This is a genomic window from Stenotrophomonas sp. RS-48, from assembly GCF_030053245.1.
In the GTDB taxonomy this organism is placed as follows: Bacteria; Pseudomonadota; Gammaproteobacteria; order Xanthomonadales; family Xanthomonadaceae; genus Stenotrophomonas; species Stenotrophomonas maltophilia_P.
The window spans coordinates 1-15,270 of sequence record NZ_JASGBV010000058.1; the positions used below are offsets into that span (position 1 = coordinate 1).

Annotated in this window: 12 protein-coding genes; 4 read left to right on the forward strand and 8 right to left on the reverse strand. The window is 68.6% G+C overall.

Going from position 1 to position 15,270, the window contains the following annotated elements:
- The 8 genes from QMZ25_RS11590 to map all read right to left on the reverse strand — a co-directional run.
- On the reverse strand, positions 1–1,332 hold a 1,332-nt coding region (locus QMZ25_RS11590), incomplete at its 3' end, for a cation:proton antiporter (protein WP_283219668.1).
- An 82-nt stretch (positions 1,333–1,414) separates the two neighbouring features.
- Entirely contained in the window at positions 1,415–3,106 is a 1,692-nt protein-coding gene (gene asnB, locus QMZ25_RS11595) for an asparagine synthase B (protein ID WP_053518338.1), read from the reverse strand.
- A gap of 366 nt (positions 3,107–3,472) precedes the next feature.
- Positions 3,473–4,600, reverse strand: a complete 1,128-nt coding sequence (dapE, locus tag QMZ25_RS11600) for a succinyl-diaminopimelate desuccinylase (protein ID WP_180875665.1) — start codon at positions 4,598–4,600, stop codon at positions 3,473–3,475.
- Positions 4,597–4,968, reverse strand: a complete 372-nt coding sequence (locus QMZ25_RS11605) for an arsenate reductase (protein ID WP_180875666.1) — start codon at positions 4,966–4,968, stop codon at positions 4,597–4,599. Before QMZ25_RS11605 ends, dapE begins: the two co-directional genes overlap by 4 nt.
- 31 nt (positions 4,969–4,999) lie before the next feature.
- Positions 5,000–5,866, reverse strand: coding sequence for a hypothetical protein (locus QMZ25_RS11610; protein WP_283219669.1), 867 nt, complete (start codon positions 5,864–5,866; stop codon positions 5,000–5,002).
- A gap of 2 nt (positions 5,867–5,868) precedes the next feature.
- Positions 5,869–6,918 (reverse strand): 2,3,4,5-tetrahydropyridine-2,6-dicarboxylate N-succinyltransferase, encoded by a 1,050-nt coding sequence (dapD, locus tag QMZ25_RS11615; RefSeq protein ID WP_053518332.1) that lies wholly within the window; start codon positions 6,916–6,918, stop codon positions 5,869–5,871.
- On the reverse strand, positions 6,918–9,548 hold the full coding sequence (locus QMZ25_RS11620) for a [protein-PII] uridylyltransferase (RefSeq protein WP_053518331.1): 2,631 nt from the start codon (positions 9,546–9,548) through the stop codon (positions 6,918–6,920). The genes dapD and QMZ25_RS11620 overlap by 1 nt, the downstream gene beginning before the upstream one ends.
- Positions 9,549–9,550: 2 nt before the next feature.
- Positions 9,551–10,327 (reverse strand): type I methionyl aminopeptidase, encoded by a 777-nt coding sequence (gene map / locus QMZ25_RS11625; RefSeq protein ID WP_111185881.1) that lies wholly within the window; start codon positions 10,325–10,327, stop codon positions 9,551–9,553.
- Between the two features lie 240 nt (positions 10,328–10,567).
- Between map and QMZ25_RS11630 the strand changes: the two genes are divergently transcribed.
- Genes QMZ25_RS11630 through QMZ25_RS11645 form a run of 4 tightly spaced genes read left to right on the forward strand, consistent with a single transcriptional unit; the run spans position 10,568 to position 15,255 of the window.
- On the forward strand, positions 10,568–11,098 hold the full coding sequence (locus QMZ25_RS11630; RefSeq protein WP_263177864.1) for a spore coat U domain-containing protein: 531 nt from the start codon (positions 10,568–10,570) through the stop codon (positions 11,096–11,098).
- Positions 11,098–11,850, forward strand: coding sequence for a molecular chaperone (locus tag QMZ25_RS11635; RefSeq protein ID WP_053518327.1), 753 nt, complete (start codon positions 11,098–11,100; stop codon positions 11,848–11,850). Before QMZ25_RS11630 ends, QMZ25_RS11635 begins: the two co-directional genes overlap by 1 nt.
- A gap of 7 nt (positions 11,851–11,857) precedes the next feature.
- A complete protein-coding gene (locus tag QMZ25_RS11640; RefSeq protein ID WP_283219683.1) occupies positions 11,858–14,212 on the forward strand; it encodes a fimbria/pilus outer membrane usher protein in 2,355 nt (784 codons plus the stop codon).
- A complete protein-coding gene (locus QMZ25_RS11645; protein WP_164150805.1) occupies positions 14,209–15,255 on the forward strand; it encodes a spore coat protein U domain-containing protein in 1,047 nt (348 codons plus the stop codon). Before QMZ25_RS11640 ends, QMZ25_RS11645 begins: the two co-directional genes overlap by 4 nt.
- Positions 15,256–15,270 lie beyond the last annotated feature (15 nt).

Here is a 15,270-nt window from a genome sequence, read left to right on the forward strand (position 1 = left end):
CAGTGCCATGATCACCAGCACCGCGAACAGGCGATCCCCGAGCAGGCCCAGCTCATAGCCCAGGTTGAGCACGATCAGTTCCATCAGGCCGCGCGTGTTCATCAGCGCTCCCAGCCGCCATGCCTCGCGGGCCGGCAGGCCGGTGCTGCGGGCGGCACTGAATGTGCCCAGCAGCTTGCCGGCCGTGGCCACCGCGATCACCACCAGGCACAGCACGATGTCGCCGGCGTGCAGTGCGTCGGCGCGCATGCGCAGGCCGGTCATGGCGAAGAACAGGGGCAGCAGCAGGGTCACCGCGAACGGCTCGACGCGGGCCATCAGCAGTGCGCGCAGCGGCGCATTGGATGACACCGCCACGCCCGCAGCGAATGCACCGAACAACGCATGGATGCCCAGCATCTCGGTCACCAGCGCACTGGCCAGCGACAACAGCAGGATGCCCAGCAACCACCGTCCTTCGCGTCCTGCCACGACCTGCTGGCGGGCAAACCACGGTCTCACCAGGCCAAGCATCAGCGCCACGAAGGCCACCACGCCCAGCAGGTTGAGGCTTGCCGGCAGCCAGCCACCGGCCTGTGCAGCCGCCACGATCAGCGCCAGCAGGCACCAGGCCGTGGCGTCGCCGAGTGCCGCGCAGGCAATGGCGGTCTGTCCCAGCGGCGTATGGGTGATGCCGCGATCGGCGAGGATCCGCAGCAGCACCGGGAATGCCGTGATGCTCATCGATATCCCGACGAACAGCGCGAAGGACGTGAAGCCCACGCCCTGCGGACCGTGCTGCGGGTACAGCCAGATGGCCAGGGCCACGCCCAGCACGAACGGCACGGCGATACCGGCGTGGCTGACGGTGAACGCGAACCGCCGTCGTCCGCGCAGTGCGGCCAGGTCGAGTTCGGCACCGGCCACCAGCAGAAACATCAGCACACCCAGCTGGCTGAGCAGGCCCAACGGCGCCAGCGACGCCGCCGGGAACAGCGCGCCATGCAACTGCGGCAACAGGCTGCCCAGCACCAACGGGCCCATCATCAGGCCTGCCGCCATTTCGCCGATCACCGCCGGCTGGCCGAAGCGCTTGAGCAGCGCTCCCGCGCCCTTGGCCACCAGCAGCAGGACCAGCAGCTGCAGCAGGAACAGGCCCAGCGGCGATGACAGATGCCGGGCCCAGCTGCCTTCGTCGGCAACCGTGGCGCGTGCGACCGCTTCAGGCGCCGCCGGCCCGGCATACCGCGCCAGCAGCAGGCCGGCCAGCAACGGCAGTCCGGCCCAGGCCACGTAGCGCCACCCCCACTTCATCGGCGGCGCCCGGCCCTCGCTCTGTACGTCCATGAACATTCCCCAATGTGCAGGGGGGCGATGATACGTCCTTGCCTGCGCCGACGCTGCGCGCCCACCGGGCGTGGCCTGGCGCTGCCGGTCACGCCAGGGCCTGCTCGTGTACCCCGGCAATCGCCCGGCCGGACGGATCGGCCGCTGCGGCGAAACTCGCGTCCCAGGCAATCGCGGCCGGCGAGGAACAGGCGATCGATTTTCCACCCGGGACCGTTTCGGCCGCGGCCCTGCTCGGGAAGAACTGTTCGAACAGGTGGCGATAGTAGTACGCTTCCTTGGTCTGCGGCGGGTTGTGCGGGAAGCGCTTGTCGGCGGCGGCCAGTACCCGGTCGCTGACCTGCGCCTCGGCGTGCGCCTTCAATCCATCGATCCAGCCATAGCCGACGCCATCGCTGAACTGCTCCTTCTGGCGCCACAGGATGCTGTCCGGCAGATAGCCATCGAACGCTTCACGCAACACCGCCTTCTCGATACGGCGACCGCCGAAGCCGCTGCCGACCATCTTGTGCGCGGCGTCGATGCGCATCGCCACATCGAGGAAGTCGCGGTCCAGGAACGGCACGCGAGGCTCCACGCCCCAGGCCATCATTGACTTGTTGGCACGCAGGCAATCGTAGTTGTGCAGGGCATCGAGCTTGCGCACCAGCTCCTGGTGGAATTCGCGCGCGTCCGGTGCCTTGTGGAAGTACAGGTAGCCGCCGAAGATCTCGTCGCTGCCTTCGCCGGACAACACCATCTTCACCCCCATCGCCTTGATCCGCCGGGCCAGCAGGAACATCGGCGTGGACGCGCGGATGGTGGTGACATCGTAGGTTTCGATATGGCGGATCACCTCGGGGAGCACGTCGAGGCCTTCCTCGAAGGTGTACTCGAAACCGTGGTGCACGGTGCCCAGCGCTTCGGCGGCAACGGCGGCGGCGGCCAGATCGGGCGATCCCTTCAGCCCGATCGCGAACGAATGCAGGCGCGGCCACCAGGCTTCGCTCTGGCCGCCATCCTCGATGCGGCGGCGGGCATAGCGGGCGGCGACGGCGGCCACCAGCGACGAATCCAGTCCACCGGACAGCAGCACGCCGTACGGCACGTCGCTCATCAGCTGGCGTTCCACCGCATGTTCAAAGGCCTGTCGCAGCTCGGCCAGATCGGCCTGGCGCCCTTCAACGTCCGCATACTCGCGCCAGGGCTGCTGGTAGTAGCGCACCAGTTCGCCACTGGCACTGTCGTAGTAATGACCCGGCGGGAACTGGGCAACGTCGGCACAGGTATCCACCAACGCTTTCATCTCCGAGGCCACCCGCAGGCGCCCCTGCGCGTCGTGCCCCCAGTACAGCGGCACCACGCCGACCGGATCGCGCGCCACCAGTACGCGACCGGCATCGCGGTCCCACAGCGCGAAGGCGAAGATGCCGTTGAGCTGCTCCAGCCAGCGGGACGGCGAGCCTCCCTGCCGGTACAGCGCGTTGATCACCTCGCAGTCCGAGCCGGTCTGGAAGTCGTAGGGGTGGGCCAGCGCGGCCTTGAGCAGCTGATGGTTGTAGATTTCGCCGTTGACCGCCAGCGCCAGCTGACCGTCCGCCGACAACAGCGGCTGCGAGCCACCCGCCGGATCGACGATGGCCAGCCGCTCGTGCACCAGCAGTGCACCTTCATCAAGGTAGACGCCGCTCCAGTCCGGGCCACGATGACGCTGCCGCTGCGACAGCTCCAACGCATGCCGGCGCAGGGCGGGAAGATCATCACCGGCCTGCAGGCCGAAGATTGCGAAGATCGAACACATGGGGGAACTCCTGTTGTCGGTTCTACGAGGGGCAAGGTGTTCGACCGGCCATCCAGGCCCGGGTAGCGCTGCGCCCGGGCACAAAAAAACCCGCATCGGCCGATGCGGGTTTTCTGTTGTCCGGGCGTGTGTTGCTGTCTATCTACCCAGGGCGCAGTCCCGCATCGGCCGCGCACGATTATTCGCGCGCAGATTATTGCGGTTGTTGTTGACGGCGGTGGCCAGGCGGATCGACATGACCCGACCCTAACCCGGTTTCCGGGGCCGCGCAACAGTTGCGTTGGCAACCAGGTGCGTCGTACGCCGGGCATGGCCCGGCGCTACCGTCGGCCAAGGGCGGCGCCGGGCCATGCCCGGCGTCGTGCCTCACACCAGCAGGCGCTCGACCAGCCGCAGGTACAGGCCCGGCAGGGCCTCAAGCTCGTCCACACGCACGTTCTCGTCCACCTGGTGAATGCTAGCGTTGACCGGTCCCACTTCGATGCACTGCGCGCCCAAGGGCGCGATGAAGCGGGCGTCGGACGTTCCGCCACCGGTGCTTTCTTCCGGCGCACCGCCGATGTGGTCGGCCAGCACGGCGCGCGCGGCGGCACGCAGCCTGCCTTCGGGCGTGTAGAACGGCTCGCCGCTGCGGTGCCACTTCAGCGTGTACTGCAGGCCGTGACGGTCCAGCAGCGCGGTGATCTCCGCTTCCAGTTTCGGCGCATCCCAATGCGGGTTGTAGCGGACGTTGAAATCCACTTCCAGCTCGCCCGGAATCACGTTGTTGGCACCGGTGCCGGCATGGATGTTGGAGATCTGCAGGCTGGTCGGCGGAAAGCTCTCGTAACCCTCGTCCCAGCGCCGCGCACTCAGTTCGGCCAACGCCGGCGCCGCCTGGTGGATCGGGTTGCGTGCCTTCTCCGGGTAGGCCACATGGCCCTGCACACCCTGCACGCGCAACTTCGCCGACAGGCTGCCGCGGCGGCCGACGCGGAGCAGATCGCCCAGCGTTGCGGTCGACGAGGGTTCGCCGGTGATGCACCAGTCGATGCGCTGGCCACGCTCTGCGAACAGGCGCGCGACATGGCGCACGCCGTCGATCGCATCGCCCTCCTCGTCACTGGTCAGCAGCACCGCCAGCGTTCCCGCATGATGAGGGTGGGCTGCGGCGAACTGCTCGGCCGCGATCACGAACGCGGCTACGCTGCCCTTCATGTCGGCCGCGCCACGGCCGTAAAGCACGCCATCGCGGATCTTCGGGACGAACGGATCGCTCTGCCAGGCCTCGCGCGGTCCCGGTGGCACCACGTCGGTGTGGCCCAGCAGGACCAGCACCGGCGCACCGCTGCCATGGGTCGCCCAGAGGTTGTCGACGTCGCCCAGGCGCAGGTGCTCGCAGTCGAACCCTGCACGCTGCAGCCGCGCCGCAAGCAGCGCCTGGCAGCCGGCATCGTCCGGCGTGACCGATGGCCGTGCGATCAGCTCGCAGGCCAGGTCCAGCACCGCGCTCACGCGCCACCCACGCCGAAGCGCGCCTTGAACCCGTTGTCGCTGAATCCCTGGCTGACCTTGCCGTCGGACGTCACCACCAGCGGGCGCTTGATCAGCTGCGGGTACTCGCGCAGCAGCAGCTTCCACTCGGCATCGGAGGCGGCCGCCTTGCGGTTGTCCGGCAGTTGCCGCCAGGTGGTCGATGACCGGTTGACCATCGCGGACAGGCCGCCCAGCTGCGCGGCCCACTCGACCAGCGTTTCCGGGCCGGGCTTGGTCTCGCGGTAGTCGACGAAGGTGTATGGCACGCCGAAGCGGTCCAGCCACTTGGTCGCCTTCTTGCAGGTATCGCAGTTCTTCAATCCGTAGACAGTGGTGCTCATGGCCATCGGCAATGCTGGAAAACAGAGGGTCAGAATCTCACAACAGACGCTCGGACACGACCCGGAACGGCACGCGTGGCAGGTGGAAGGCCAGCCCGTCGGGCAGCGCAACGCCCATCGCCTGCAGGCGTGGACACTGCAGCGTACCCTGCAGGTGCAACGGCCGCAGATGGGTCAGCTCCACCGGCAGGTCGATGCGGGTGCTGGCCCAGTGCCCGTCACAGGTACGGGCGATGGCCTCGTCCTGGCAGGTCAGGAAACGCAGCAGGGCGTGATGGCCGCCAAAGGCCGCCGACCACGTGGCATCGTCCCAGCCTGCGGCAACCTGCCACCGCAGTCGAAGCGCCGGCGCGCTGCCGTGCCCACCTTCGATCAGGGTATGGCCGCCGCCATCGGCCCCAAGCACATGTGCGAAGCGCAGGGAGAGATGAGGTTGCATGGCATCGCTGAAGGCACGCGCACCGGCGACGAAGGCCAGCTGATCCATCACGTTGCGGTCGAACAGCACGACCGGGGTGCCGTCCGGATCGTCGTCGCGGCGCAGGTACCAGCGCCAGTTGCTCTGCTGCGGCGATGGCATCAGCGCCCGCAGAGGGCCGGCCAGGGCCGGCCCGAAGTGACCGTGGCGATAGCTGAGGATGGTGTAAGGCGTACGACCGGCATGGACCACGTAGTGATGGCCAGGTGGCGGTGACGGCGCATGGCGCACATCGACCCACCAGCTGGCGTAGATCACATCGCGCACATCGCTGGCCAGCGCCGGCATCGGCCAGCGCCGCGACAGCGCGCGGCGCAGCCGGGTCCAGCGCGGTGCGTGCAGCAGGCGCGGCAGCATCCGCGCGAACACGTTGTCGAACGGATGCCGGTAGATCGCGGACTGCGCCAGGTCGTCCGGCGCAGTCATCGTCAGTCCGCCAGGCCGCGCAGAAGATCGTTGACGCTGGTCTTGCTGCGGGTGCGGGCATCGACCTGCTTGACGATCACCGCGCAGTACAGCGAGTGCGTGCCGTCCTTGCTCGGCAGCGAGCCCGACACCACCACGCTGTACGGCGGGATGTAGCCGTAGGTGATCTCGCCGGTGGCGCGGTTGTAGATGCGGGTGCTCTGGCTGAGGAACACGCCCATGCCGATCACGCTGTGGTGGCCGACCACTACGCCCTCCACCACTTCCGAACGCGCGCCGATGAAGCAATGGTCTTCGATGATGGTCGGGCTGGCCTGCAGCGGTTCGAGCACGCCGCCGATGCCGGCGCCACCGGACAGGTGGCAATGCTGGCCGATCTGCGCACAGGAACCGACGGTGGCCCAGGTATCGACCATGGTGCCCTCGCCGACATGGGCGCCGATGTTGGTGAAGCTCGGCATCAGCACCACATCCTTGCCGAAGTAGGTACCCCGGCGCGCGATCGCGCCCGGCACCACGCGTACCCCGGCACGACGGAACTTCGCTTCGTCGTACCCGGCAAAGCGCGATTCGACCTTGTCCCAGAACGGGGCCGGACGGGCGTCGACCACTGCCATGTCATTGACACGGAAGTACAGCAGCACCGCCTTCTTCAGCCATTCGTTGACTTTCCAGCCCCCCTGCCCGTCCGGCTCGGCGACACGGAACTCGCCGCTTTCCAGGCCGTCGATCACGCGGTTGACCAGCACCCGGGTCGAGCCCTCCAGTTCATGCAGGGTCAGCGTCGCGCGGCGCTCGAAGGCGCTTTCGATGCCGAACTTCAGTTCTTCCACGCCCGGCGCGGCCGGCCTGCGCAGCGACTTGCGGGCGATGGTCTCGGCGCGCGCGGCTTCCGCGCTCTTGGCCGGGGCCTTCTTCGGCGCCGGCTTCTTCGCGGCAGCCACCTTCTTCACCGGGGCAACGGTCTTCTTTGCGGCCGTCGCGGCAGTGGTCTTTCGGGCCGCCGCGCTCTTGGCGGTCGCGGCGGTCTTCTTTGCAGGCTTGGTGGCCATCAGGTGGGGTCTCCGGCGTTTCGATCAGGGTCCAGGCAGGCCAGCATCGCGTCATGCAGCTGCTGCCGGGCGGGTTCGGTCAGGGGGAGGTCGTGTTCGTCACTGATCACGAAGGTGTCTTCGGCGCGTTCGCCGAACGTGGCAATGCGCGCGTCATGCACGCGCAGGCCCTGGTTGCGCAGCACGAACGCCACGTCGGCCAGCAGGCCGGGGCGGTCGGGTGCGACCAGGGCGAATCGGGTTGCGCCGGGCTCATCGCGGAACTCGATGCGCGGCACGAAGCGGAAGTGACGCAGCTGCCGCGGCACCACCCGCCGCGACGGGCGCAGACGGCCCAGGTCACCGGCCAGCGCCTCGCGCAGCGCAGCTTCCAGGTTGGCGCTGCTGCCATCGGCGAAGGTATCGGCGGGGCTGACCTCAAAGGTATCGAAGATGGTGCCCGCGGGGCCGTCCAGTACCCGTGCGCGATGGATGCCGTAGCCCTTGCGGTCCAGCGTCATCACGATGGCAGCAAACAGGCCGTCGCGGTCCGGCGAATGCACGAACACTTCCAGCGCGGGGTCGTCGACGCTGATGCGGCGCACCTTCACCAGCGCCTGGCCCTGCTTCACCGGCACCAGCGCAGCGGCCTGCCAGGCCAGCTGCTCCGGACGCAGGCGGATGAAGCCTTCATCAGGCATGACAGCGAACTGGCGGTCGATCGTGGCGTCGTCATAGCCCTGTTCGCGTACCAGCGCGCGCACGCTGTCACGCGCCTCGGCAACGCGCTCGGCGGCCGGCACCGGATGCTCCAGGCCCTCGCGCAGTGCGCGCCGCGTGGCGAAGTACAGATCGGCCAGCAGCCGGTCCTTCCAGGCGTTCCACAGCTTGGGGCTGGTGCCGGCGATGTCGGCGCAGGTCAGCAGGTACAGGTAGTCGAGGCGGTCGCGGCTGCCGACCAGGGTTGCGAAACGATGGATCACGGCCGGATCGGCGATGTCCTGCTTCTGCGCTGTCACCGACATGCGCAGGTGCTGTTCGACCAGCCACGCCACCAGTTCGGTATCCGAGGCACTGAGCGCATGCGCCTGGCAGAACGCGCGCGCATCCACCGCTCCCAGCTCGGAATGATCGCCGCCGCGGCCCTTGGCAATGTCATGGAACAGCCCGGCCAGCAGCAGCAGTTCCGGCTTGCGCAGCCGCGGCCACACTTCATGCGCGATCGAGAAGCGCTCGTCGGCACGGCTGCTGGCGAACTGGCCGATATTGCGCAGAACCATCAGCGTGTGCTGATCGACGGTGTAGACGTGGAACAGGTCGAACTGCATGCGCCCGCTGACCTGGGCGAACGCGGGAATCCACTGGCCCAGCACACCCAGCCGGGCCATCCGCGAGAGCGTGTCGACCGGGCGCTGGCCACGCAGCAGCGCCATGAACTGCTCACGCGCATCGGCATCGGCCTGGTCATAGGCGGGCAGCAGCGGCAGCGACTCGGCCAGTGCGCGCGCGGTCAGCGAATGCAGGCCACGCACCTGCGGGTTGTTGGCCCAGCCGGCGAACAGGGCGAACACCTGGCCGATGTCGCCGCGCGGCCACGCCGCCTCGTTCGCCGCCAGATAGCCGCGGCGCAGCGAGAAACCCACGGTCAGCGGTTCCGGCAGCGCTTCGCCGTCGAACTGCTCCTCGAAGCGTTGCAGCAGGCGGTCGCTGATCCGGCGCACCACCGAAGCGGCGCGATAGAACCCCTGCATCATCTTCTCGACGCCCAGGTTCTCGGCGTCGTCCTCAAAACCCAGCCGCGCGGCCAGTGTCTTCTGGTAATCGAAGCGGAGGCGCTCCTCCGGCCGCCGTGCCACCAGGTGCAGGCCGAAGCGCAGGCGCGCCAGCACCGCGCGCTCCCGCTGGAGCGCCGCGGCTTCGTCGGCACCCAGATGGCCCAGCCCGACCAGCGCCTCAAGGTCGCGAACGCCGAACGCGCGCAGCGCCATCCACCCCAGCGTATTGAGATCACGCAGCCCGCCGGGGCCATCCTTCAGATCGGGCTCGAGGTTGTCGGCGGTATCGCCGAAACGCTGGTGGCGGTTGCGCAGTTCCTCCAGCTTGGCCAGGAAGAAGGTGCGCGCCGGCCACAGTCCGCTGTCGTCGTCGGTTGCTTCGCGCAGCGCCCGGCGCGCCGCATCGTCGGCCAGGATCGGGCGCGCTTCGATCAGCGCGGTCAGCACGGTCTGGTCGGCGGCCGCCTCGCGGCACTGCGCCGCCGAGCGCACGGCATGGCTGACCGCCAATCCGCAATCCCACAGCAGGGCGAACAACCGCGCCAGGCCCGCTTCGTGGGCGAGCTGCGCTGGCGGCGCGCCGAACACCAGCAGATCGATGTCAGACCGTGGGAACAGCTCCCCACGGCCGTAGCCGCCCACTGCGAACAGGGACAGCCCGCTGTCGGACGGCAGGCAGCGCTGCCACGCCAGCCGGATCAGGTGATCGGCCGCGCGCGCGCGCAGTGCCAGCAGGCGCTCGATGTTGTCGCCCTGGTCGAAACGGCGGTAAAGCCGCGCATCGGCCTGCTGCAAGGCCTGCCGTGCAGCGGAAGCCCAGTCCGGGTCGTTGAGCGACGCGGCCGGCGTGTCCAGCAGCGAACTCGCCGGCAGCATCCTCAGGAGACCTGCGATTCGCCCGGCGACAGGGTCAGCACGTCAACGCCGGTCTCGGTGACCGCGATCATGTGCTCCCACTGCGCCGACAGCTTGCGGTCCTTGGTCACCACGGTCCAGCCATCCGGCAGCACCTTGTTGTAGCGGGTGCCCTCGTTGATCATCGGCTCGATGGTGAAGGTCATGCCCGGCTGCAGCACCAGGCCCTGCCCCGGGCGACCGTAATGCACCACCTGCGGCTCGTCGTGATAGACCTTGCCGATGCCGTGGCCGCAGTACTCGCGCACCACGCTGAAGCGCTCGCCTTCGGCATAGCTCTGGATCGCGTGGCCGATGTCGCCCAGGGTCGCCCCCGGACGTACCGCGCGGATGCCGCGCCACATCGCTTCGTAGGTGGTCTCCACCAAGCGGCGCGCCATCACCGACGGTGTGCCGACGAAGTACATGCGACTGGTATCGCCGTGCCAGCCATCCTTGATGACGGTCACGTCGATGTTGACGATGTCGCCGTCCTTGAGCACCTTGCCTTCGCTCGGGATGCCGTGGCAGATGACATTGTTGACCGAGGTGCACACGGTCTTGGGGAAGCCGCGGTAGCCGACGTTGGCCGGAATGGCGCCCTGCACGTTGACGATATGGTCATGGCAGATGCGGTCCAGTTCCTCGGTGGTGACACCGGGCTTGACGTGGGGGGTGACGATGTCCAGCACTTCGCTGGCCAGGCGGCCGGCAATGCGCATCATCTCGATTTCCTGCGGGGTTTTCAGATTCACGCTCATGGCGCCCATTATCGCCGATCCGGCCGCAATCTGAACGAACGCCACCCAACTGGACGTTCCCGGCCATGCACAGTTCCGGCAAGGCGAGCGAAAGCGTGATCGCGCCCACATTCCGCAGCCCCTGTTTATCACGGATTACAGACACTTGGCGGTCCTAAGCTGGCGCCAGCGTCGCCGAAGCGGCCCCGAACGTGCCGCCTTCGCCTTGTTCAACGGACCTTCGGGTCAAGGAGGTTGTCCATGCGAATCCCACTGCGCTCCTCCCTTGCCGGGGCCATGATCGCGCTGCTGCTGGCCGGCCCGGCGCTGGCGGCCGATACCACCACCTTCAACGTCACCCTCGTGGTCACCAAGGCCTGCACGATCACGGCCGCGGCCGCCACCAACGTCGACTTCGGTACCGCCGCATCGACCACCGCGATACCTACCCTGGGCCAGGGCACGGTGACCGCCCAGTGCTCTGCGCTGACCCCGTATACGATCGCGCTGAACGCGGGTGCGAACGCCGGTACGGCCGGCGACGTCACCACCCGGCGCATGAAGAACACCGACGCGGCGGTGACCGCCAACAACTACGTCGGTTACCAGCTGTACCGCGACGCGGCACACAGCCTGGTCTGGGGGTCGACGACCGGCACCAATACCCAGGCCGGCATCGGCACGGGCCTGGCGGTCCCCTACATCGTCTACGGCCAGATCCTGAACCTGAGCACCAACAACGCGGCCGCCGGCAACTACCTGGACACGATCACCGCCACGATCACTTATTGATGGAGCACGCCTCCATGTCCCGACCCCGCCTGTGGCGCGCCGCCGGCGTGGCGTTGCTCGCCTGCCTGCTGGCCAGCGCCATGGCCACCTCCGCCGCCACCAGCCTGCAGGTCGCGCCCACCACCCTGCAGCTGGAGCCCCGCCAGCGTGCCGCCGAGCTGTGGCTGACCAACAGCGGGACCGCGCCGGTGAAGCTGCAGGTGCGGGTGTTCCGCTGGGTCCAGCAGGATGGCAGGGAGCAGCTGCTGCCTGCCGATGGGCTGCTGGCAACTCCACCGATGCAGGAACTGGCCGCAGGCCAGCAGCAGCTGGTGCGGGTGATGCGCACGGACAGCGAGGCACCGGCCTCCCAGCAGCATTACCGCCTGATCGTCGACGAAGTGCCGGACCTGGCCACCCGCGCCAGCGGCATGCAGTTCGTGCTGCGCTATTCGATCCCGGTGTTCATCCAGCCGGCCGGGGGCACGCCGGCGCCGCGCCTGCAGGCACGCCTGCTACGGCTGGACGACGGTCGCAGCGGCGTCGAGATCGGCAATTCCGGCGACAGCTACGCGCAGATCGCCGACCTGGCGCTGGGCAGTGTCGAACGCCCACGTATCGTCCACCCCGGCCTGCTGGGCTATGTGCTGCCCGGCCAGGTGATGCGCTGGCCCGTGGAGCGCACGGCGGTCGACCGGGACAACGACCAGATCACGGCCAAGATCAATGGCGAGTCGACGCAGACACCGCTATCGCCGCCACCGGCTCGCTGAGGCGGTGGTGGGCACGGTGCTCGCTGCCGCGTGGGTTCCCGCGGCTCCGGCCGCCGACGTGTCCGGCATCTCCGGCGTCTCCGCCGATGCCCTGCTGCCTCCCCCGACACCGCTGACGGCCGGCCAGACGCTGTACCTGGACGTCTCGCTGAACAGCACGCCGCGCGGCCTGCTGCCCTTCACTGAAGCACGTGGCCGCCTGCAGGCCAGTCCGGAGGTGCTGCGCCAGCTCGGCTTCAGCGCCACCGGCGATGCACCGGTGTTTCTGGATCAGATCAGCGGCGTGGTCGCGCGCTACGACGCCCAGCTGCAGACACTGGCGCTGGATGTGCCGCTGGACCAGCTGACCCTGCCCACCACCCTGCTCGGCCGCCCGCAGGTGCGTACGCCGGCCGGCAGCGCCTCGCCGGGCCTGCTGCTCAACTACGACGTGTACGGCAGCCGCATCGAAGCACTCGGTAACCTTACCCTGAGCTCGGAACTGCGTCTGTTCGGCATCGGCAGCGGCACCTTCGAGAACACGGCGGTCACCCGTCGCTACCAGCAGCCGGACGACCGTCACTGGCGCAGCGAAAGCGTGCGCCTGGATACGCACTGGACACTGGATTTTCCCGAGTCGGCGACCACGCTGGAGATCGGTGATTTCTACAGCGGCTTTGTCGACTGGACCCGGCCGGTGCGCCTGGGCGGCGTGCAGGTCGGACGCAACTACGGGCTGCAGCCCTACCGCGTGCTGACACCGACGCCCGGCTTCCTGGGCGAGGCGGTGGTGCCGTCAACGGTGGAGCTGTACGTCGACGGGTTGCGCCAGTACAGCGGCCAGGTGCCGGTCGGACCGTTCCAGCTGGCGGCACAGCCGGGCATCAGCGGCACCGGCACCGCGCAGGTTGTGGTGACCGATGCCTTCGGCCGCATGCAGACGCTGGATTTCAGCTTCTATGGCACCCAGCAGCTGCTGGCCAAGGGCCTGTCGGACTGGTCGGTCGGTGCCGGACAACTGCGCGAAGCGTTCGGCGAACGCTCCTTCGAGTACGACAGCCGCACGGTGGCCAGCGCCAGCTGGCGTGGTGGCATCAGCGACACCTTTACCGGCGAAGCGCACGCCGAAGGCGGTGGCGGCCTGCTGCAGGCCGGCGTCGGTGGCTGGTGGCTGGCGGGCGAGGCCGGCGTGTTCAATGCCGCCTATGCGCACAGCCGCCTGCAGGGCCTGCAGGGCGGCCAATGGGCATTGGGCTACAGCTGGAACAACCGCCGCTTCAACTTCAATGTGCGCAGCGTACGCACCCACGGCGACTACCGCGATCTGGGCGCGCTGCAGGACAATCTGCCCCCGCGCATCAGCGAACAGGCCACTGCCGGTCTCGATCTGCTGGGGCTGGGAACGCTGAGCGCAAGCTACCTGCGGCTGCGCTACCCCGATGGCGACGACAACCGCTATGCCAGCCTGTTCTGGTCGCGTACCTGGAGCCAGCGCTGGTCGGCCTACCTGTCGGTCAACCAGAACCTGGACAGCAGTGACGACCGCAACATCTACCTGTCAGTGAGCGCGAGCCTCGGCAACAACCGCCAGGCCAGCCTCTCCAGCCAGCGCAACGGCGACAGCCAGGCCTGGGTGGCCGATATCACCCAGCCGGTCCCCGGCGATGGCAATGCCGGCGGCATCGGCTGGCGCGCGCAGGTGCGCGGGGGCGACGAGGGCACAGGCGGCCTGGCCGAGGTCGGCATCCTCAACGACGTGGGGCGTTACGCGCTCGGCGCATCGCGCCAGGCCGGCATTGACTACGCCTATGCCAGCGCCAGCGGCAGCCTGGTGTGGATGGACGGGCACACCTTTGCCACCCGCGAGGTCTCCGACGCCTTCGCGGTGGTCAGCACCAGCGGCGTCGCCGGTGTGCCGGTACGGCTGGAAAACCGCCTGATCGGCGTCACCGACGACCGTGGCCTGCTGCTGGTCAGCCCCCTGCTGTCGTGGCAGCGCAACCGGGTCTCCATCGACACTCTCGACCTGCCGGCGGACATGCGCGCCGACCGCGTCGAGGACTGGGTGACACCCCGCCAGCGCGCCGGCACCGGCGTGACGTTCCATCTGCGCTCGCGGCCGTCACTGACCCTGGTCCTGCAGGACATGGCCGGACAACCGCTGGAGGTGGGCAGCGAAGTGCAGCTGCCGCAGGGTCGCCAGGCCACCGTCGGCTACGACGGCCTGCTGTACCTGGAGGACGTGGCGCCGGGCAGCGTGCTGTACATCACCACCAGCCGCAGCCAGTGCCGGGTGAAAGTACCGGCCACACCGGAAGTGGCTGCCAGCGGCGCCCGGCCCCGCCCGGCACCGGTACCGTGCATTCCCGAGGTGGCGCCATGAAGGTGCCCCTGCTCGGCCTGCTGCTCGTGCTCGGCCTGCTGGCCGCCACACCGGCGCACGCGGCGGCGGTGTGCACGGCCACCGCCAACCCCACCCTGCCGTTCGGCAACGTCAACAGCAATGCCCCAGGGCCCACCTCGGCCACGCTGAACATCACCGTCACCTGCACGACGGCGGCGCTGAGCCTGCTGGCCACTACCGGCGTGCGCGTGTGCGTGGGCATCGGTGCCGGCAGCGGCGGTGGCAGCAGCAGCACCTGGCGGACCCTGCGCACCAGTACCGGCAGCCCTCCCGACACCCTGAACTTCCAGCTCTACAACAATGCCGGCTACAGCCAGGTCACCGGCCTGGTCCCCCGCGGTACACCCCCGGCGCAGGAGCTGGCCATGACCTACAACGTGCCGCTGGTGACAGGCGGCAGCGGCGCGCAGGCCACCCAGCTGTTCGCGCAGATCCCGGCCAACCAGGTGCTGGCCGCGGGCAACTACAGCAGCACCTTCAGCGGCGCCGACGTGGTGCTGACCTGGGCCTGGAACGAAGTGCTGCTGGGCAACGCGACCGTGCCGGCCACCTGCAACGGTGGCGCCACCGGCACCAACAGCGCCAGCGCGGCCTTCAGCTTCATCGCGACCGCGACCGTGCTGCCACAGTGCGGCAGCTACCTCACCACCCCCCTGGACTTCGGCAACGTCACCGGCAGCATCACCAGCAACATCGACCGGACCGCCACCCTGACCCTGACCTGCCTGAAGAACACGGCATTCCAGATCGGCCTGGACAACGGCCAGAACAATCCCCCGGCCACCCCGACCCGGCGCATGCGCACCACCATCGGGGGCAGCAGTTACTACCTAGCCTATGAACTGTACCGCGACAGCGCACGCAACCAGCGCTGGGGCAACACGCTCACGGTCGATACCGCCAGCGGAACCGGTACCGGCAGTGCGCAGCAGCTGACGATCTACGGCCGGGTGCCGCCGGTCACCGGCCAGCCGCCGGCAGGTACCTACAACGATGTGGTGCAGGTGACGATCACCTACTGACCGGTGCCGCGAGCA